Source organism: Pseudomonas sp. PH1b (genome assembly GCF_000633395.1).
Lineage (GTDB): Bacteria > Pseudomonadota > Gammaproteobacteria > Pseudomonadales > Pseudomonadaceae > Aquipseudomonas.
On the sequence record NZ_AYMU01000034.1, the window covers coordinates 14,838 to 34,508 of the forward strand.

Consider the following 19,671-nt stretch of genomic DNA (forward strand, 5'->3'; position numbering starts at 1 on the left):
ATGGACCAGGACCGCATTCTCGACAAGATCAAGAAGTGCTTGGAGATGGCCAAGGGCAAGGGTTCTAACCCAAATGAAGCGGAGATTGCCCTGCGTCAGGCTCACAAAATGATGGAAGCCTACAACCTGGAGATGGGGGATGTGCTCGCCAGCATGGCCGGAGAGGTCAAGGTGGCAGCCGGTTCCGAAAGCGACCCACCAGCCTGGCGGGTACGCTTAGCCCATGTCTGTGCCGAGGCATTTGGCGCTCACTTCATTATCAAGACGTCATGCTTTGAAAGCGCATCGTTCACCTTCATCGGCTGTGGGGCAGTGCCCGAATTGTCGTGTTATGCATATCAGGTACTGGAACGCCAGCTGCAGAAGGGGCGCCGTGATTTTCTCGCCACGCAGAAGCGCTGTAAGCGCGCCACCAAGGTAGCCCGTGGCGATGCATTCGCCCATGGCTGGATCGATGCCGTGTCAGCCAAGGTGGAACTGTTTGCCGGTGTCGAGGACAACATCGCTGAAGCGATTCAAGCCTACATGGCCAAGAAATACCCGAACCTCGGCCAAGCCAAGATGAAACGTCGCAAACTTAAGGCCCGAGACGAAGTAGCCGGAGACGCCGGGTACCAGGCTGGTCGCTCAGCTCAACTGCACCACGCGGTGAATCATCGGCCATTGGCACGTTTGACTGTGGGGGGGGCGAGATGAGCGATAAACAGAGCTATGACACCTTGGTAGTGGAAGGAATGGGCAACTCTATTCCGCGAGAGATTGGCGGGCTGCGCGTTGCGGCCTGGTCCTCAGGAAACGCCCTTCACCATATGAGCGAGCTGGAAGACTTCGTTCGTGAGCTGTCCTACGGCGATATCGAAGACCCTCAACAGGCTGCTATTGAACTGATGGAACGCGGAGGATGGGGATGAGCACTGCGCCCAACAACCTGACCAGGCTGCGTTATATCAAGCTGATCCATGTTGCGCGGCGTGAGCTGCGCATGGATGACGACACCTATCGCCTGATGCTATCCGGCATGGTCGGATTGGAAGGCGCTACATCGACCGCTGACCTGAGTGTTCCAAATCTGCAGAGGGTTTTGGAGCAGCTCAAGCAGCTGGGTTTCAAGCCCCGTCCAAACAAGGTAGGAACGCGGCCACGCGCCAACGATGAGCAGTCCCGGAAGATCCGGTCGTTATGGCTGGAGCTGCACGACTTGGGCGCGGTTCGCGATCCGTCCGAAGAGGCTCTGGCCAACTTCGTAAAAAGCATGACCAAGGTGTCTGCGCTGCAGTGGCTCAACGTCGCCCAGGCGAGCCGTGTGATTGAGAACCTAAAGCAGTGGCAGCGCCGTGTGACCAGCCAGGAGGTCGTATGAAAGCGCCCTGTAGCGCACCGGGTGAACTCCTCCAGACCCTAGCCGACCATGTGGCCCAGTCTGCCAGGGAGACACTTGATGTCAGCCCTGAACTCGCGGAAGCACATGGCAGTGAAGTGGCGATGCTCATGGCAAATGTCTGGGGTGGGCAGGTTCTTTACATGCCCAAAGGCATCCACCTGCAGGCCTCGAAACTACATCAGCAACTCTTTGATGAATGCACAGGGCGTAACCAGCGAGAGCTTGCCAGGAAATACAATCTCTCCCTGGCGTTTGTCTACAAGGTCGTTAAGAGAATGCGGCTGGCAGTAATTGCTCGTGACCAAGGTGATCTCTTCGCGTCCTTTGAAGAGGATGACGAGTAGTTACCAGCGGCAAAGGGAGCTAACCTTCCACCTAGAGCCCCGATCACCTGGCAATGGCCGGGGCCAAACCTTATTGCACCTGCTGCAACACATTTACAGTTCCCGTACCACCATGGACCATCAGATCCCGGAGTGTCTCGGGTTTATCTCACACCTCTCCCTGTATTTATCTCAGTCCTAAACACGTAAAGGCCATTCGGGCGTCTCCTCCCCTACCCCGCAGGAAGCGGCCCAGCGTGCAGCCGGGCCGCGTTGTGTCGGCACCGCCGGCCTCAGGAGCGCACCACCCGGACCGCCGCCGGGTCCGCGCGGCCACGCTGACGGAAGCTCGACAGGTAGCAGAGCAGCCCGGCCATGAACCCCAGGCCACTGACCAGGCGCGCCCAGAACAACCCGCGCAAGTGCTCGACGGTGGACATGAACGGCAAGGCGCTGCCGTCTTCGGCCCAGCGTTGCAGCAGGATCTGCACCACGCCGGCGGCGGTGAGCAACAGGGTGATCATCACCATCGACAGGGTCATCAGCCAGAACCCCCAGACCTCAAGGGTCTGGGCACGCTCATCGGGCGCCTCGCCCAGCCCGCGCAAGCGGGGCATGGCGTAGCTGATCAAGGTCATGACGATCATCGCGTAGGCCCCGTAGAACGACAGATGACCATGAGCCGCGGTCAGTTGCGTGCCGTGGGTGTAGTAGTTGACCGGTGCCAGGGTGTGCAGGAACCCCCAGACCCCGGCCCCGAAGAACGCGGTGACCGTGGTGCCCTTGGCCCACAGCGTGGCGGCGCGGTTGGGGTGCTGGCGTCGACGGTTGCGCACCATGCTGAAGGCGAACAGCACCATGGCCAGGAACGGCAGCGGCTCCAGCACCGAGAAGATCGAGCCGAGCCACAGCCAGACCTGCGGCGCGCCAATCCAGAAGAAGTGGTGGCCGGTCCCTATGATCCCGCTGATCAGCGCCATGGCGACTATCACATACAGCCATTTCTCCACCACTTCACGGTCGACGCCGGTGATCTTGATCAGCACGAAGGCCAGCATCGAACCCATGATCAGCTCCCACACGCCTTCCACCCAGAGATGCACCACCCACCACCAGTAGAACTTGTCCCGGGCCAGATTGGCGGGGTTGTAGAAGGAGAACAGGAAGAACACCGCCAGCCCGATCAGGCCGGTCATCATCACCATGCTGACCGTGGTCTTGCGGCCCTTGAGCAGGGTCATGCCGATGTTGTAGAGAAACCCCAGGCACACCAGCACTATGCCCAGTTTGGTGATGGTCGGCTGTTCCAGGAACTCGCGGCCCATGGTCGGCAGCAGCTCGTTGTGGGTCAGCCGGGCCAGGCCCGCATAGGGCACCAGCAGGTAGCCGAGAATGGTCAGCACCCCGGCCACGGCGAACACCCAGAACAGCAGGAGCGCCAGTTTCGGGCTGTGCAGCTCGCGATCGGCCTCCTCCGGAATCAGGTAGTAGGCCGCGCCCATGAAGCCCAGCAGCAGCCAGATGATCAGCAGGTTGGTGTGCACCATGCGCGCCACGTTGAACGGAATGGCCGGGAACAGGAAGTCGCCGATCACGTATTGCAGGCCCATGATCAGGCCGAACAGCACCTGTCCGAGAAACAGCATCAGGGCCAGCACGAAGTAGGGTTTGGCCACGGCCTGCGAAGCGAATTTCAGATGTGGATTGGCAATGCTCATCACTCAGCCCTCCTTGTTTGGCGGCCAGCCATTGGTGTCGATGTTCGAGCTCCACCTGAGGAATTCGGCGATATCGTCGACCTCTTGCTCGCTCAGGTTGAACTGCGGCATGGCCCGGCGCCCGGGCACGCCCAGCGGCTGCATCTTCATCCAGGCCTGCATAAAGGGCTTGAACCCCTCCTCGCCGCCACGACGCTGGTAGACGTTGCCCAGCTCCGGCGCGAAATACGCGCCCTCGCCCAGCAAGGTGTGGCAGCCGACGCAGTTGTTCTGCTCCCAGACCGTCTTACCGCGCACCACCGCTTCGGTCAACTGCGCCTGGTTGCTGCGTTTGGGAAAGGTCTGTTCGGTGTGATAGGTCAAGGCCAGGAAGATCAGGAAAAAGAACACACTTGCGCCGAAATAGATGTTCCTGGCCATGTCCTTGGTGAAGGTCTCTGACATGCTCGCGTCCTCATTGCTTGGCGTGGCCATGATAGAAAGCGCGCGGTCGAGAGCGACTTGATGACAATCAAGAAAGCCCGATAGTTTTACTCGGGTATTGCCACTGCGGGTGCCGAACCCGGTTCAGGAAAAGTGCACATCGATCACATCCATCAGCGCCGCGACGGTCACCGGGTCATCGCTGAGGGGTTCGGCCAGGCACGCCAGGCAGGCCTGGCGCGGGTCCATGCCGGCACCGATCAGGCGCGCGGTGAAGATCAGCAGGCGGGTCGAGGCCACCTCCTCCAGGTCATGCTGGTCGAGCCGGCGCAGGGCCTGGCCGAGCCTGACCAACTGGCTGGCCAGGGCGCCATCGACCCCGGCCTCGCGGCGGACGATCTGCTCCTCTTGCGCCACGTCCGGGTAGCCAAGGCGCATGGCCACGAAGCGCTGCCGGGTGCTGGGCTTCATGCCCTTGAGCAGGTTCTGGTAACCGGGGTTGTAGGAGGCCACCAGCATGAACGAGGGCGGAGCCTTGAGCACCTCGCCGGTGCGCTCCAGGAACAGCTCGCGGCGATCGTCGGCCAGGGGATGCAACACCACCACGGTGTCCTGGCGCGCCTCCAGCACTTCGTCGAGGTAGCAGATGCCGCCCTCGCGCACTGCCCGGGTCAGGGGGCCGTCCTGCCACCAGGTGCCCTCGGCACCTATCAGGTGACGCCCCACCAGATCGGCGGCGCTCAGGTCGTCATGGCAGGCGACGGTGTACAGCGGCAGTTGCAGGCGCTGGGCCATATGCTGGACGAAACGCGTCTTGCCACAGCCGGTCGGGCCCTTGATCAGCAGCGGCAGGCCGTGGCGCCAGGCGTGTTCAAACAGCAGCGGCTCATTGCCCTGAGCCTGGTAGAAGGGTTCGCAGCGGGGTTCGGAAAGGTCCATGGGATACCTGGATAGCGACGGGTTGGCGGTCACGCTAAGAGCCCCGGCGGCAACCCGGCAAGCATCGCGCTGAGCAAACTTGATCGCGATCAAGCGCGCCGCGCCATGCTGCGGCACACCTGCCCCGCCCCGCTGTCAGCGGCGAGTGTCGTGGTCCAGCCAGTCAAGGCTGGACGCCGGCGACGGCTGCGTCGGTTGCTCGAACAGCCGGCAGATGGCATCCACCTCCAGGCGCCCGGCCGGCAGGATGCTGATGAAATCTTCCCGCAACGCCACCAGGCCGGCGCGACTCATGGCCTCGAGCCGGAGCCAGGCACCCGGGAAGAACTGCCGGAAGACCAGGCCATGGCGCCGTTCTATGGCTCGCACATCCAGTTCCAGGTCGCAGGCCAGGCGCTCCATCACCTGCTGGCGGATCTGCGCCCCCGCCAGGTGACGCCAGCCGCGCCAGGTGGCCAGTTGCCCCTGCTGCAACTGGCCCAGGTAATCGCCCAGCACCTCGCTGTTCTGCGCATGCAGCCCATCGAACCGGCTGACCGCGCCCAGCCCCAGGCCGATCTGGTCGCAGTAGCCATGCCGGGTGAACCCCTGGTAATTGCGACTCAGGCCGCCGCGCTCCTGCGCCATGGCCAGGTCGTCATCGGGGCGCACGAACAGCCCCAGGCCAACATGCAGGTAGCCCGCCTGAGGCAGGTGTTCGAAGCACAAACGCCGCATCAGGGCCTTGTCCTGCGGGCTGCTGGGGGCTTGCCGCGGCCCCTGGGCATAACGCCGTGGCGGCTGGGCATAGTCGAACACCTGCAGCCGGTCGGGCTCGAGCTCGACCAGGGAACAGAGCTTGTGGGCAAAGCTGTCCGGGGTCTGCCAGCCGCGACCATACCCCAGGTCAACGCTCACCTTGCGGTAACCGAAGGTACGCGCCGCGTCGAGCAGCGACTGGATAGGTCCCGGGTCCTGGTGACGGGCCGGCGCACCCTCGCAGGCGCAACCGCTGTCCGGCACGCCGATGCTCACGTGATTGAAACCCAGGTCGCGCAGCCGCTTCATGCTCGCCCAGTCGCTGCCGGGCAAGTCGACATCGACGCTGTAGTCGCCGCTGTCGTGGTCGAGGAAGTTGAAGCGCTCGCGCAGCAGGCCCATCAGCCGTTGCAGAGGCGCGGAGTCCAGGCCGCCGCCGGTGAAGTGGAACTGTTCCACCCCCGACACATTGCCCAGGTGGCAGGTCACCAGGCGGATTTCCCGGGACAGGGCAGCCAGGTAGGCCTCGCTGGCCTGGCCTGGGGCCGCCAGCGTAGCGGGCAGTTGCAGGTTCAGCGCCAGGGGCCGGGGCTGCTGCCGACTGGCGCGCAATGCCCGCAGCACATCCAGGGAGCCGACGCCGGCGTGGAAGCAGCCTTCCTCGACATGACAATGGGGATCGAGCGCCCCTGGATCATGCCGCACGCCCCGCCCGCTGCGAGAGTGAAAGACTTCGAACATGACACAAGCTCCGAGACGGGCCGCAAAACCGCAGTGTCGACCGGCAACCGCCCTGGGGTCTTGACCTGCATCAAACCCGACCGGGGTGCAGGTGAGGTGCCGTGGCTACCAGGCGATGTAGAACATGGCCTTGGCCAGCACTACTATGGCCAGCAAGTGAATGAAGACGCTGCGGTGGATGAAGCTCACCCAGCGGGCGGTCATGCGCTCGGTGCGAAACAACAGCATGGCGCCAAGGAAATGCACCAGCACGCTGATGGCCAGCAGGATCTTCAACGACAGCAAGGTGCCGAACGATGACTGCAAAGGCGCCGCCAGCAACGGCCAGTAGCGCAGCCAGAGCATGCCAATGCCGGCGCCGAACAGCACCAGCAGTACCCAGGGCATCAACTGCCGGGCCCGGCGGCCGATGGCCTGCTCGAGCAACAGCATGACCTTGGCCGGCAACTGCCGGCGGAAACTTTCCAGAAACAGCACCTCGAAGAACACCGTGCCAATAAATATCAGGGCGGCGAACAGGTGCAGGGTCAGTAGCACGGGATAGATCATCATCCCCTCATGAATGGCCGGAGCGGACCCCAGCCTAGCGCTGCGGCTGCCCGGCGCGCTTGATGCCAATCAAGTAAATCGTCGCTGCCGGTACCAATCGGCATGGGGCTGGTCCCAAGGCAATGTTACCCAGGGCGCAATAGATATTTGCGTCGGAAGGAATTGATAGCACCCTAACGAAAGGTGCATGCTAGAGGGCTCGCTCGGGTCTTATATCATTCCGAATGATAGTTACCTTCGCTTCATTCGATTCGTGAGATATCACCCTGCCGAGCATCATCCGCCCATCTCAAATTACCTTGGCGGATGTACCCATGGACCAGTCAGTCAAACTCTTACGTTTTCCACTAGCCGTGCTTGCCGTGCTGGTGATGAGCGCTTGCGGCAAAGCCCCGGAAACCGCCTCCGCCCCACCCGCCGCCAAAGTCAGCGTGGCCAAGGTGCTGGAACAGCCGGTCAACGAATGGGATGAATTCACCGGGCGCCTGGAAGCGCCGGAAACCGTGGAAATCCGCCCGCGGGTCTCGGGCCAGATCGATCAGGTGGCCTTCACCGAAGGCGCCCTGGTGAAGAAAGGCGACCTGCTGTTCCAGATCGACCCACGCCCCTTCCAGGCTGAAGTACGCCGCCTCGAAGCCCAACTGCAACAGGCCCGCGCCACCGCCACCCGCAGTGCCAACGAAGCCCAGCGTGGCCAGCGCCTGCTGACCAGCAACGCGATTTCCGCCGAACTGGCCGACACCCGCACCAGCGCCGCCCAGGAAGCCCGGGCCGGGGTCGATGCGATCCAGGCGCAACTGGATGTGGCCAAGCTCAACCTGAGCTTCACCCGGGTGGTGGCGCCCATCAGTGGCCGGGTCAGCCGCGCGCAGATCACCGCCGGCAACCTGGTGACCGCCGATGTCACCCCGCTCACCAGCCTGGTCTCCACCGACAAGGTCTACGCCTACTTCGACGCCGACGAGCGCGTGTACCTCAAGTACACCCAGCTCGCCCGCCAGGGTCAGCGCGGCCAGACCACCCCGGTGTACCTGGGCCTGTCCAATGAAGAAGGCCACCCGCACCTGGGGCAGATGAACTTCGTCGACAACCAGGTCAACCCCAAGACCGGCACCATCCGTGGCCGTGCGGTGTTCGACAACAACGACGGCAGCTACACCCCGGGCCTCTATGCACGCCTGAAACTGGTGGGCAGCGGCACCTACTCGGCAATGCTGATCAGCGATGAAGCCGTGGGCACCGACCTGGGCAAGAAGTTCGTACTGGTGATGGACGCCGACAACAAGCCGGCCTACCGCGCCGTGGAACTGGGGCCGAAGATCGAAGGCCTGCGCATCGTGCGCAACGGCTTGAGCAAGGACGACACCATCATCGTCAAGGGCTTGCAACGGGCACGTCCGGGCGCACCGGTCACGCCTGAAGTGATCCCCATGGCCAGCAAGGAAACCCTCGCCGCCCTGGCCCAACAACGCCAAGCGCTGGAAGCCAGCAACCTGCCGCAGGTCCCCCCTGCCAAAGGCGCTGCGGCTCCCGCCGTGAAACTCGCCGCTGCGACACCGCGCGGTTAAGGGACGACTCTCAAGATGAATTTTTCCCAGTTCTTCATATCCAGGCCGATCTTCGCCGCGGTGCTATCGCTGCTGATCCTGATCGCCGGTGCCATCTCGCTGTTCCAGCTGCCCATCAGCGAATACCCGGAAGTGGTGCCGCCCACCGTGGTGGTGCGTGCCAACTTCCCGGGGGCCAACCCCAAGGTCATCGGTGAAACCGTGGCCGCGCCCCTGGAACAGGCGATCACCGGGGTCGAGAACATGCTCTACATGTCCTCGCAATCCACCGCTGACGGCAAGATCACCCTGACCATCACCTTCGCCCTGGGCACCGACCTGGACAACGCCCAGGTGCAGGTACAGAACCGCGTGACCCGCACCCAGCCCAAGCTGCCGGAAGAAGTGACGCGCATTGGTATCACCGTGGACAAGGCCTCTCCGGACCTGACCATGGTGGTCCACCTGACCTCGCCGGACAAACGCTACGACATGCTCTACCTGTCCAACTACGCCCTGCTCAACATCAAGGATGAGCTGGCGCGCCTGGGCGGTGTCGGGGATGTGCAGCTGTTCGGCATGGGCGACTACTCGCTGCGGGTCTGGCTGGATCCGAACAAGACCGCCTCGCGCAACCTGACCGCCACCGACGTGGTCACCGCCATCCGTGAACAGAACCGCCAGGTCGCCGCCGGTGCCCTGGGCGCGCCGCCTGCGCCGACCGCCACCAGCTTCCAGCTGTCGGTCAACACCCAGGGCCGCCTGGTCACCGAGGAAGAGTTCGAGAACATCATCATCCGCTCCGGCGACGACGGTGAGATCACTCGCCTCAAGGACATCGCCCGCATCGAGCTGGGGTCGAGCCAGTACGCCTTGCGTTCGCTGCTCAACAACCAGCCGGCGGTGGCGATCCCGATCTTCCAGCGCCCGGGCTCCAACGCCATCGAGATCTCCAATGAAGTGCGGGCCAAGATGGCCGAACTGAAGAAGAGCTTCCCGCAGGGCATGGACTTCAGCATCGTCTACGACCCGACCATCTTCGTCCGTGGCTCCATCGAAGCGGTGGTGCACACCCTGTTCGAAGCGCTGATCCTGGTGGTGCTGGTAGTGATCCTGTTCCTGCAGACCTGGCGCGCCTCGATCATCCCGCTGGTCGCGGTACCGGTGTCGCTGATCGGCACCTTCGCGGTGATGCACCTGTTCGGCTTCTCGCTCAACGCCCTGTCGCTGTTCGGCCTGGTGCTGGCCATCGGCATCGTGGTGGACGACGCCATCGTGGTGGTGGAGAACGTCGAACGTAACATCGGCCTGGGCCTGAACCCGGTGGAAGCCACCAAGCGCGCCATGCGTGAAGTGACCGGCCCGATCATCGCCACCGCCCTGGTGCTGTGCGCGGTGTTCGTACCGGCGGCCTTCATCAGCGGCCTGACCGGGCAGTTCTACAAGCAGTTCGCCCTGACCATTGCCATCTCCACGGTGATCTCGGCCTTCAACTCCCTGACCCTGTCGCCGGCCCTGGCCGCGGTATTGCTCAAGGAACACCATGCACCCAAGGACCGCTTCTCGAAGATCCTCGACACGCTGCTGGGGGGCTGGCTGTTCAAGCCGTTCAACCGCTTCTTCGATCGCGCCAGCCATGGTTATGTCGGCACCGTGCGCCGGGTCATCCGCGGCAGCGGCATCGCCCTGTTCCTCTATGCAGGCCTGATGGTGCTGACCTGGTTCGGCTTCGCCCACACCCCGACCGGTTTCGTCCCGGCCCAGGACAAGCAGTACCTGGTGGCCTTCGCCCAACTGCCGGACGCCGCCAGCCTGGACCGCACCGAAGACGTGATCAAGCGCATGTCCGACATCGCCCTCAAGCAACCGGGCGTGGAAAGCGCGGTGGCCTTCCCTGGCCTGTCGATCAACGGTTTCACCAACAGCCCGAACAACGGCATCGTCTTCGTCACCCTGAAACCCTTCGACGAACGCAAGGACCCGAGCATGTCCGCCGGGGCCATCGCCGGTGCCCTGAACGGCAAGTACGCGGATATCCAGGACGCCTACATGGCGATCTTCCCACCGCCGCCGGTACAGGGCCTGGGAACCATCGGCGGCTTCCGCCTGCAAGTGGAGGACCGCAGCGGCCTGGGCTACGACGAGCTGTATAAAGAAGTGCAGAACGTCATCACCAAGAGCCGCAGCGTGCCGGAACTGGCCGGGCTGTTCACCAGCTACCAGGTCAACGTGCCCCAGGTCGATGCTGCCATCGACCGGGAAAAGGCCAAGACCCACGGCGTGGCGATCTCCGATATCTTCGACACCCTGCAGATCTACCTGGGTTCGCTGTATGCCAACGACTTCAACCGCTTTGGCCGCACCTACCAGGTCAACGTTCAGGCCGAGCAGCAGTTCCGTCTCGAACCCGAGCAGATCGGCCAGCTGAAAGTGCGCAACAACAAGGGCGAGATGATCCCCCTGGCGACCTTCATCAAGGTCAGCGACACCGCAGGCCCCGACCGCGTGATGCACTACAACGGTTTTGTCACCGCGGAAATCAACGGCGCAGCGGCCCCGGGCTACAGCTCCGGGCAGGCGGAAGCGGCGATCGAGAAACTGCTCAAGGAAGAACTGCCCAACGGCATGACCTACGAATGGACCGAGCTGACCTACCAGCAGATCCTGGCTGGTAACACCGCGCTGTTCGTCTTCCCGCTCTGCGTACTGCTGGCCTTCCTGGTGCTGGCCGCGCAATACGAGAGCTGGAGCCTGCCGCTGGCGGTGATCCTGATCGTGCCCATGACCCTGCTGTCGGCGATTACCGGGGTGATCGTCTCCGGGGGCGACAACAACATCTTCACCCAGATCGGCCTGATCGTACTGGTGGGCCTGGCCTGCAAGAACGCGATCCTGATCGTCGAGTTCGCCAAGGACAAGCAAGAGGAAGGCCTCGACCCGCTGGCCGCGGTGCTGGAAGCCTGCCGCCTGCGTCTGCGGCCGATCCTGATGACCTCCTTCGCCTTCATCATGGGTGTGGTGCCCCTGGTGATCTCCAGCGGCGCCGGTGCGGAAATGCGTCACGCCATGGGTGTCGCGGTGTTCTCCGGGATGCTCGGGGTGACCTTCTTCGGCCTGCTGCTGACCCCAGTGTTCTATGTACTGATCCGCAACTATGTGGAGCGCAGCGAGGCGCGCAAGGCCGCCCGCGCTCTGCAACTGGAGGCGCAACAATGAGTTCCAAAGTGTTCCTGCCGAGCCTGCTGGTGCTGGCCCTGAGCGCCTGCGCCGTGGGCCCGGACTACCAGACCCCGACCACCGAGGCGGCGCACATCAGCGCCGCCACCGATGGCGCCGCCGGGCAGAAGAACTTCGACCGCGCACGTTTCGAAGGCATCTGGTGGCAGCAGTTCGACGACCCGACCCTCAACCAGTTGGTAACCCAGTCGCTGCAGGGCAACCGTGAACTGCGGGTGGCCTTTGCCCGACTGCGGGCCGCCCGGGCGATTCGCGATGACGCCAGCAATGACGCCATGCCGACCATCACCAGCCGCGCCAGCAGCGACCTGGCCAAGGGGCAGATCCCCGGCCAGACCACCAAGCGGGTCAACAGCGAGCGCTACGACCTGGGCCTGGACATGGCCTGGGAGCTGGACCTGTTCGGCCGCATCCAGCGCAACCTGGAAGCCACCGACGCCGACCAGCAGGCCGCCGAGGCCGACCTGTACCAGCTGCAGGTGACCATGATCGCCGAGCTGGTGGACGCCTACGGCCAACTGCGCGGTGCGCAACTGCGGGAAAAGATCGCCCTGGCCAACCTGAACAACCAGCAGGAGTCGCGCAAGATCACCGAGAGCCTGCGCGACGCCGGGGTCGGCGACCAGCTCGACGTGGTCCGCGCCGATGCGCGCCTGGCCTCGGTGGAGGCCAGCGTGCCGCAACTGCAGGCGGAACAGGTGCGCCAGCGCAACCGTATCGCCACCTTGCTGGGCCAGCGCCCGGATCAGTTGAGCGTCGACCTGTCGCCGGCGCAGTTGCCGGCGATCGCCAAGGCCCTGCCCATTGGTGATCCGGGCGAACTGCTGCAACGGCGTCCGGACATCCTCAGTGCCGAACGCCAGCTGGCGGCAGCCACGGCGCGCATTGGCGTGGCCAAGGCCGACCTGTTTCCCAAGGTCAGCCTCAGCGGCTTCCTCGGCTTCACCGCCGGGCGCGGGTCGCAGATCGGCTCCTCGGCGGCCAACGCCTGGGCCCTGGGCCCGAGCATCACCTGGGCAGCCTTCGACCTGGGCAGCGTCCGAGCCCGGCTGCGGGGTGCCAATGCCAACGCCGATGGCGCCCTGGCCAATTACGAACAGCAAGTGCTGCTGGCCCTGGAAGAGTCGGAAAACGCCTTCAGCGACTACGGCAAGCGCCAGCAACGGCTGATCTCCTTGATTCGCCAGAGCGAATCCAGCCGCGCCGCCGCCGACCTGGCCGAGATCCGCTACCGCGAAGGCACCGTGGACTTCCTGGTGCTGCTGGACGCCCAGCGTGAGCGCCTGGCCGCCGAAGACAGCCAGGCCCAGGCCGAGGTCGACCAGTACCGCGGCATCGTCGCCATCTACAAGGCCCTCGGTGGCGGCTGGCAGCCGGACACGCTGGCCAGCAAGTAAGGATTTGCAACGAGCTCCTTTGGTTGGCCGCAACCAACCAATGTTTAGCCCCGTGGATCATTCGGTCGCGGGGCTTTTTTTTGCTCGTCTCGCGGACGCCTTCGCCGGCAAATATCCACGCATTCCCTGCCAACCGTAGGCGCTGGCTTGCCAGCGAAGGCGCACGCCAGAACGCCACACGACTCAAGGCCCTCTTCGCCGGCAAGCCGGCTCCTACAAATCTCCCCACATTCCCTCTGCCAGCCGTAGGAGCTGGCTTGCCAGCGAAGGCGCCCGCCAGAACGCTACACGGCTCAAGCCCCTCTTCGCCGGCAAGCCGGCTCCTACAAATATCCACGCACTCCCTACCAACCGTAGGAGCTGGCTTGCCAGCGAACGCGCCCGCCAGAACGCTACACGACTCAAGGCCCTCTTCGCCGGCCAGCCGGCTCCTACAAATATCCGCACATTCCCTCTGCCAGCCGTAGGAGCTGGCTTGCCAGCGAAGGCGCCCGCCAGAACGCCACACGGCTCAAGGCCCTCTTCGCCGGCAAGCCGGCTCCTACAAATCTCCCCACATTCCCTCTGCCAGCCGTAGGAGCTGGCTTGCCAGCGAAGGCGTCCGCCAGAACACCACACGACTCAAGGCCCTCTTCGCCGGCAAGCCGGCTCCTACAAATATCCACACATTCCCTGCCAGCCGTAGGAGCTGGCGTGGTGATAGAGACCGTCGATCATGTAGTCGGGCATAGCGATTGGACAGGCCGCCGGCAGGCTCCTAATCTTCACCCGCCGTGTAGTCGCCCTGGCCCATCCCCGATGATTGTCCGTCCCAAGCCCAACCTGATCAGCATCCTCTTCGCCCTCAAGGGTTCGATCGCCAAGCGCATTGCCTGGCGCTGCGCGCTGGTGACCCTGCTGGCCTCGGCCATCGTGCTGATAGAAACCCTGGAGCCGAGCTATTTCTCCAAGGTCAACGCCACGCCCTTCACCCTGCTGGGGCTGTCGCTGTCGATCTTCATGAGCTTTCGCAACAACGCTTGCTACGACCGCTGGTGGGAAGGCCGCAAGCAACTTGGGCAACTGATCATCGAAGTGCGTTCGCTGATCCGGGAAAGCCTGGTGATCGAGGGCAATCCGGAGCGCGAGGGCCTGCTGCGGGACCTGTGCGGTTTCGCCCACAGCCTGATCGCCCGCCTGCGCCATGAAGACGAGGCCGCCGCCCTGCGCCCCTGGGCCCAGGCCAGCCTCGACCCCGGCCACCCGAACCTCACCGATGCCCAGTTGCAGCGCATCGGCCAACGCTGTTCGCAATGGGCCGGGCAAGGGCTGATCAGTGAATGGCGCTACACCCAGCTGGAAACCCGGCTGGTCAGCCTGAGCCTGGTGCAGGCCTCCTGCGAGCGGATCCAGAACACCCCGCTGCCTTTTCCCTACACCCTGCTGCTGCACCGCACCATCTACCTGTTCTGCATCATCCTGCCATTCGCCATGGCCGAGCCCCTGGGCTGGCTGGCGCCAATCTTCACCGCCATCATCAGCTACACCTTCCTGGGCCTGGACGAGATCGGCAACGATCTGGAAGACCCCTTTGGCTACGACGACAACGACCTGCCCTGCAGCGCCTTGCTGCGCGGGCTGGAGCGCGAAGTCCTGGCGGCCCTGGGGCAGTCTGAACTGCCACCGCCGCTGGCCCCGCAGGAATTCGTCCTGACCTGAGCCGGGGTTTGACTCGGGCCGGTTCCTGACCGAAGCTTGCGCCTTCAAAAAGTCGTCAGCCATGGATTCCTGCATGACCCAGCCCCGCCGCTACCTGCTGCTCAGCTTGCTTGTCGTCATCGTCCTGGCCCTCGCCTGGAGCTTCCTGCGCAGCAGCCCGCCAGCGGTTCCCGAGGCCATCAAGCACGGCTATGGCCAGGCCCTGGAAAAGGCCCGCGCCGGCCAGCCTGGTGCGGCACGGGTGCTCTATCAGCAGTTGGGGCGGCCCGACCTCAGCGACCAGCAGCGCATCCGCCTGCTGGCGGTATTGCCCAACTACCCCAGCCCCCAGGCCCTGAAACTGGCGGACGCCGACCTCCTGCACCCCTCGGCCGAGGTCCGCAAGGCGGCGATCAAGAGCGTGCTTGGCCTGGTGCCCAGCGGCCAGCGCAGCCTGCTCCTGGGCCCGTTGCTCGATGATCAAGAACAGAGCGTGCGCTTTGCCGCGGTGGATGCCCTGCTGGGGCTGTCGCCCGATGACCAGGGGCTGTACTTCGGCCCGTTGCAGCAGGTGATCGACGAGTACACCCAAGTGCTCAAGACCCAGGGCGACAACGTCGAGGCCCAGTACCAGCTGGCGCGCCTGTACCTGCACAACGCCGACTTGATCAAGGCCCAGCAGACCCTGGAACAGGCCTTGCGCCTGGCGCCGGACAACCTGCAGGCGGTGGTGCTGCAAATCGAAGTGCTGGACAAGCAGGGCCAGAGCGACGCCGCCCGCCAGTTGCTGGCCAAGCAGCTGCAGGCCCAGCAGGACTCGGCCTACCTGCAACATGCCCTGGGGCTCTGGTTGCTGCACCACGGCCAGGGGGAGTTCGCGCTGCTGGGCCTGTCCCGGGCGGTGGAGCTGGAACCCAACAACGCCGCCTACCGCTATGACCTGGCCACCACCCTGTACAGCGAGAAAGAACTGGAAGCCGCACAGAAGCAGCTGGAGGAAATCGTCCAGCGCCAGCCCTACAACCGCAAGGCACGGGTGCTGCTGATCAACTACTGGAAGGAAAGCGGCCAGTTGCAGAATGTCCAGGTGCTGCTGGCTCAGCTGGAACAGCAGAACCCCGATGACCCGGCGTTGCAGCAGGGGCTATAAGCCCCCTGCGCCCTGCCCGCCAGCGCCCCCTGGATAAAAGGTTGAACCGCTTTCGCCGCCGACGGTCAAGTGAACAAGCAGCGATGGCAAAGCGTTCGCGCCGTCGCTGGCCAACTGGACCCATTGTGCGAGGGCATTGATTGTCGACCTCAACCGCGTTGCTCAACCCCAAAGCCGCCACCGGCATCGAAGGCCTGGACAATATCCTCAGCGGAGGGTTGTCCCGCGGCCACGTGTTCCTGCTGGAAGGCGAACCCGGCACCGGCAAGACCACCGTGGCCTTGCAATTCCTGCGGGCCGGCGCCCAGGCCGGTGAACGCTGCCTGTACATCACCCTCTCGGAAACCGAGCGCGAGCTGCGCCAGGGCGCGCAATCCCACGGCTGGGAGCTGGATGAGAATATCCACCTGTTCGAGCTGACCCCACCGGAAAGCCTGCTCAATGCCGAGCATCAGCAAAGCCTGCTGTACTCCTCGGACCTGGAGCTGGGGGAAGCCACGCGGCAGATCTTCGAGGTGGTGGAACGGGTCAAGCCGACCCGGGTGGTGCTCGACAGCCTCTCGGAAATCCGCCTGCTGGCCCAGAGCTCCCTGCGCTACCGACGACAGATCCTGGCGATCAAGCACTACTTCGTGCGCTATGACGCCACCGTCCTGCTGCTGGACGACCTGACCACAGAATCCCTGGACAAAACCGTGCACAGCGTGGCCCACGGGGTGATCCGCCTGGAGGAACTGACCCCCAGCTACGGCGCCGAGCGCCGGCGCATTCGGGTAGTGAAGTACCGCGGCCAGAAGTACCGCGGCGGCTTCCATGACTTCACCATCATGGGCGACGGGGTGCACGTGTTCCCGCGCCTGGTGGCCGCCGAGCACCGTGGCCGCTACGAACGCCTGACCCTGACCAGCGGCATCCGGGAAATGGATGCGCTGCTCGGCGGTGGCATCGAGACCGGCTCCAGCACCCTGATCCTCGGCCCTGCGGGCACCGGCAAATCATTGATCTCGATGATCTTCGCCGCCGCAGCCGTGGCCCGGGGCGAGAAAGCCGCGCTGTTCATCTTCGACGAAGAGCTGGGGCTGCTGTTCGAGCGCATGGCCAACATGGGCATCGACCTGAAGGCACTGCAGGCTTCGGGCAACCTGCTGATCGAGCAGGTGGACGCCGCCGAGCTGTCGCCCGGTGAGTTTTCCCATCGGGTCCGGCGCTGTGTCGACCTGGGCCAGATCAAGACCGTGGTGATCGACAGCATCAATGGCTACCAGGCCGCCATGCCCGAGGAAAACGCCCTGGTGCTGCACATGCACGAGTTGCTGCTGTACCTCAACCGCCAGGGTGCGGCGACCTTCATGACCGTGGCCCAGCATGGGCTGGTGGGCGACATGCAGGCCCCGGTGGACATCACCTACCTGGCGGACACGGTGATCCTGCTGCGCTACTTCGAGGCCCTGGGCAAGGTACGCCGGGCCATCTCGATCATCAAGAAACGCACCGGCAGCCATGAGTCGACCATCCGCGAGTACCGCATCAGCGGCCACGGGCTGACCATTGGCGAACCCCTGGAAGCCTTCCAGGGCGTGCTGCGGGGTGTGCCTACCTACCTCGGCGAGGGCAAACCGCTGCTCGGGGACGAGGGGCAATGAGCACTGACCTGGCCTTCGCCGAGCGTACCCTGGTGCTCACGCCCCACGGGCGTGACAGCCAACTGGCGCAGACGATGCTCGACGAAGCCGGCTTTCGCAGCCTGGTCACCCCTCACCTGCCGGCGCTGTGCGAGGCTCTGGAGCAAGGCGCAGGCCTGGTGATCATCGCCGCCGAAGCCCTGCGCGGGGCGGACCTGGAACCCCTGCTGCGCCATCTGGACCAGCAACCTGCCTGGTCGGACCTGCCGATCGTGCTGCTGACCCAGCACGGCGGCCCCGAGCAGAACCCGGCGTCACGCTTCAGCCCACTGTTGGGCAACGTCAGCTTTCTTGAACGGCCCTTCCATCCCGCGACCCTGATCAGCCTGGTCAGCGCCGCCCTGCGCGGCCGCCGTCGGCAGTACGAAGCCCGGGACCGGTTGATCGACCTGAGCCAAAGCGAACTGCGCCTGCAACGAACCCTGGAAACCCTCGAACAACAAGTGGAAGAGCGCACCGCGCAACTGCGGCACAACGAGGAAGCCCTGCGCCAGTCGCAGAAAATGGAAGCGGTGGGCCAGCTCACCGGCGGCATCGCCCATGACTTCAACAACATGCTGACCGGCATCATCGGCAGCCTGGAACTGCTGCGTCGGCGCCTGGCCCGGGGCCGCACCGAAGACCTGGACAGCCTGATCGACCTGGGGGTCACCTCGGCCAACCGCGCCGCCGGCCTGACCCATCGGCTGCTGGCGTTCTCCCGGCGCCAGTCACTGGATTCCAAGCCCGTGGAGATGAACGCCCTGGTGGCGTCCATGGGCGAATTGCTGCAGCGCAGCCTGAGCGAAAGCATCCAGCTGGACATGCAGCTCGATCCGCAGCTGTGGGTCGCCGAGGCCGACCCGAACCAGCTGGAAAGCGCCCTGCTCAACCTGGTGCTCAATGCCCGGGACGCCATGCCCCATGGTGGCCGCCTGCTGGTGGAGACCCTCAACCAGCGCCTGGCCCCGGACTTTACCGAGGCCCACGACAATCTCGCCCCCGGCGACTATGTGCTGTTGCGGGTCAGCGACAATGGCTGCGGCATGCCCGAGGCCATCATCAACCGGGTGTTCGACCCCTTCTTCACCACCAAGCCCATCGGCCAGGGCACCGGCCTTGGGCTGTCGATGATCTACGGCTTCAGCAAACAGTCCCGCGGCCACGTCTCGCTCAACAGCATGGTTGGCCGTGGCACCGAGGTCAGCCTCTACCTGCCGCGTTTTGGCGGCGCCCTGGAACAGGACGAGGACCCACAGACACAGCAACCCTTGGCCGCACAGAACGGCGAGACCGTGCTGATTGTCGAGGATGACCCGGCAGTGCGGGTGCTGGTCAGCGCGGTACTCAGCGAGCTGGGCTACGCCTTTCTGGTGGCCGCCGACGCACGCAGCGCGATGCCGATCCTCGATTCACCGCAACCCATCGACCTGCTGATCAGCGACGTCGGGCTGCCGGGCATGAACGGCCGGCAACTGGCGGAGATCGGGCGGCAGATCCGCCCGGAACTGAAGGTGCTGTTCATCACCGGCTACGCCGAGCACGCCGCCGTGCGTGGCGGCTTCCTCGACCCCGGCATGCAACTGATCACCAAGCCCTTCACCTTCGACCTGTTGACCGCCAAGGTGCGGGAGATGATCCGCGACTGAGGGCCCGGTTCAGGCCAGCAACCGCTGGATCTGTTCGTGCAGGCTGTTGAGGTCGAAGGGTTTGGCCAGGATCGGCGCCTTGCGGGTGATGGGGCTGGCGCATTCAAGGATCTCGTTGGGGTAGCCGCTGATGAAGATCACCTTGAGATCCGGGCGCAGCTTGACCGCCGGTTCGGCGATCATCACCCCGGTAATGCCGCCCGGCAGCCGGTAGTCGGTGATCATCAGGTCCAGGTGCGGCTTGCTGGCGAGGATCTCGAATGCCTGCTCGCCGTTTTCGGCCTGCAGCACCCAGTAGCCCAGGCCCGACAGGTAGTCGGCCAGGAGCATCAGGATCACGGGTTCATCTTCGACGATCAGTACGACGTCTTGTGCATCTTCACTCATGGAAAACCTTTGTTCGGTCAATTGCTGCTGTTACGACCATTGGGTCACGCAGAGGTTGCGTCTGCGTGACGCTTTTCGCGAATTCGCCGGCCAGCCGGCTCCTACAAATATCCACGCATTCCCTGCCAACCGTAGGCGCTGGCTTGCCAGCGAA

Annotated in this window: 17 protein-coding genes; 11 read left to right on the plus strand and 6 right to left on the minus strand. The window is 64.2% G+C overall.

The annotated features are described in order from the left end of the window. From U873_RS0132185 to U873_RS0132200, 4 genes are read left to right on the plus strand one after another with little or no spacing between them, the layout of a single operon-like run. Window positions 1-696 (plus strand): DUF2786 domain-containing protein, encoded by a 696-nt coding sequence (locus tag U873_RS0132185; protein WP_025132175.1) that lies wholly within the window; start codon window positions 1-3, stop codon window positions 694-696. Continuing rightward, window positions 693-911 carry a hypothetical protein gene (locus U873_RS36810; RefSeq protein ID WP_157838134.1) on the plus strand — a complete coding sequence of 73 codons (219 nt, stop codon included), beginning with the start codon at window positions 693-695 and terminating at the stop codon, window positions 909-911. Before U873_RS0132185 ends, U873_RS36810 begins: the two co-directional genes overlap by 4 nt. Then, the gene (locus U873_RS0132195; RefSeq protein ID WP_081818745.1) at window positions 908-1,360 is read left to right on the plus strand and encodes a gp16 family protein; all 453 of its coding nucleotides are present in this window, start codon (window positions 908-910) and stop codon (window positions 1,358-1,360) included. The genes U873_RS36810 and U873_RS0132195 overlap by 4 nt, the downstream gene beginning before the upstream one ends. After that, window positions 1,357-1,725 carry a Mor transcription activator family protein gene (locus U873_RS0132200; RefSeq protein WP_025132177.1) on the plus strand — a complete coding sequence of 123 codons (369 nt, stop codon included), beginning with the start codon at window positions 1,357-1,359 and terminating at the stop codon, window positions 1,723-1,725. The genes U873_RS0132195 and U873_RS0132200 overlap by 4 nt, the downstream gene beginning before the upstream one ends. Before the next feature lie 272 nt (window positions 1,726-1,997). Here the strand turns inward: U873_RS0132200 and U873_RS0132205 are convergent, their stop codons facing one another. The 5 genes from U873_RS0132205 to U873_RS0132225 all read right to left on the minus strand — a co-directional run bounded on the left by U873_RS0132205 (window position 1,998) and on the right by U873_RS0132225 (window position 6,812). Then, complete coding sequence (locus tag U873_RS0132205) at window positions 1,998-3,422, minus strand: cbb3-type cytochrome c oxidase subunit I (RefSeq protein ID WP_025132178.1); 1,425 nt, start codon at window positions 3,420-3,422, stop codon at window positions 1,998-2,000. Between the two features lie 3 nt (window positions 3,423-3,425). Then, on the minus strand, window positions 3,426-3,866 hold the full coding sequence (locus U873_RS0132210; protein WP_025132179.1) for a cytochrome c: 441 nt from the start codon (window positions 3,864-3,866) through the stop codon (window positions 3,426-3,428). A 123-nt stretch (window positions 3,867-3,989) separates the two neighbouring features. Then, window positions 3,990-4,784 carry a CbbQ/NirQ/NorQ/GpvN family protein gene (locus tag U873_RS0132215; protein ID WP_025132180.1) on the minus strand — a complete coding sequence of 265 codons (795 nt, stop codon included), beginning with the start codon at window positions 4,782-4,784 and terminating at the stop codon, window positions 3,990-3,992. Window positions 4,785-4,919: 135 nt separating this feature from the next. Further along, the gene (locus tag U873_RS0132220) at window positions 4,920-6,263 is read right to left on the minus strand and encodes a coproporphyrinogen III oxidase (RefSeq protein WP_025132181.1); all 1,344 of its coding nucleotides are present in this window, start codon (window positions 6,261-6,263) and stop codon (window positions 4,920-4,922) included. A 105-nt stretch (window positions 6,264-6,368) separates the two neighbouring features. Continuing rightward, complete coding sequence (locus U873_RS0132225; RefSeq protein ID WP_025132182.1) at window positions 6,369-6,812, minus strand: CopD family copper resistance protein; 444 nt, start codon at window positions 6,810-6,812, stop codon at window positions 6,369-6,371. A gap of 314 nt (window positions 6,813-7,126) precedes the next feature. Between U873_RS0132225 and mexE the strand changes: the two genes are divergently transcribed. From mexE to U873_RS0132260, 7 genes are all read left to right on the plus strand, one after another. Beyond that, window positions 7,127-8,380: a multidrug efflux RND transporter periplasmic adaptor subunit MexE gene (gene mexE / locus U873_RS0132230; RefSeq protein ID WP_025132183.1), complete on the plus strand. Its 1,254-nt coding sequence runs from the start codon at window positions 7,127-7,129 to the stop codon at window positions 8,378-8,380. Between the two features lie 15 nt (window positions 8,381-8,395). Further along, window positions 8,396-11,575, plus strand: a complete 3,180-nt coding sequence (locus U873_RS0132235) for an efflux RND transporter permease subunit (RefSeq protein ID WP_025132184.1) — start codon at window positions 8,396-8,398, stop codon at window positions 11,573-11,575. Then, window positions 11,572-12,993 carry an efflux transporter outer membrane subunit gene (locus U873_RS0132240; RefSeq protein ID WP_025132185.1) on the plus strand — a complete coding sequence of 474 codons (1,422 nt, stop codon included), beginning with the start codon at window positions 11,572-11,574 and terminating at the stop codon, window positions 12,991-12,993. Before U873_RS0132235 ends, U873_RS0132240 begins: the two co-directional genes overlap by 4 nt. Before the next feature lie 798 nt (window positions 12,994-13,791). After that, a complete protein-coding gene (locus U873_RS0132245; protein ID WP_025132186.1) occupies window positions 13,792-14,691 on the plus strand; it encodes a bestrophin family protein in 900 nt (299 codons plus the stop codon). 73 nt (window positions 14,692-14,764) lie between these two features. After that, a complete protein-coding gene (locus U873_RS0132250) occupies window positions 14,765-15,820 on the plus strand; it encodes a tetratricopeptide repeat protein (RefSeq protein ID WP_025132187.1) in 1,056 nt (351 codons plus the stop codon). Between the two features lie 140 nt (window positions 15,821-15,960). Further along, on the plus strand, window positions 15,961-17,463 hold the full coding sequence (locus tag U873_RS0132255; protein WP_025132188.1) for an ATPase domain-containing protein: 1,503 nt from the start codon (window positions 15,961-15,963) through the stop codon (window positions 17,461-17,463). Then, entirely contained in the window at window positions 17,460-19,130 is a 1,671-nt protein-coding gene (locus U873_RS0132260; protein WP_025132189.1) for an ATP-binding protein, read from the plus strand. Before U873_RS0132255 ends, U873_RS0132260 begins: the two co-directional genes overlap by 4 nt. Window positions 19,131-19,139: 9 nt before the next feature. Here the strand turns inward: U873_RS0132260 and U873_RS0132265 are convergent, their stop codons facing one another. Continuing rightward, window positions 19,140-19,517, minus strand: coding sequence for a response regulator (locus U873_RS0132265; RefSeq protein ID WP_025132190.1), 378 nt, complete (start codon window positions 19,515-19,517; stop codon window positions 19,140-19,142). Window positions 19,518-19,671 lie beyond the last annotated feature (154 nt).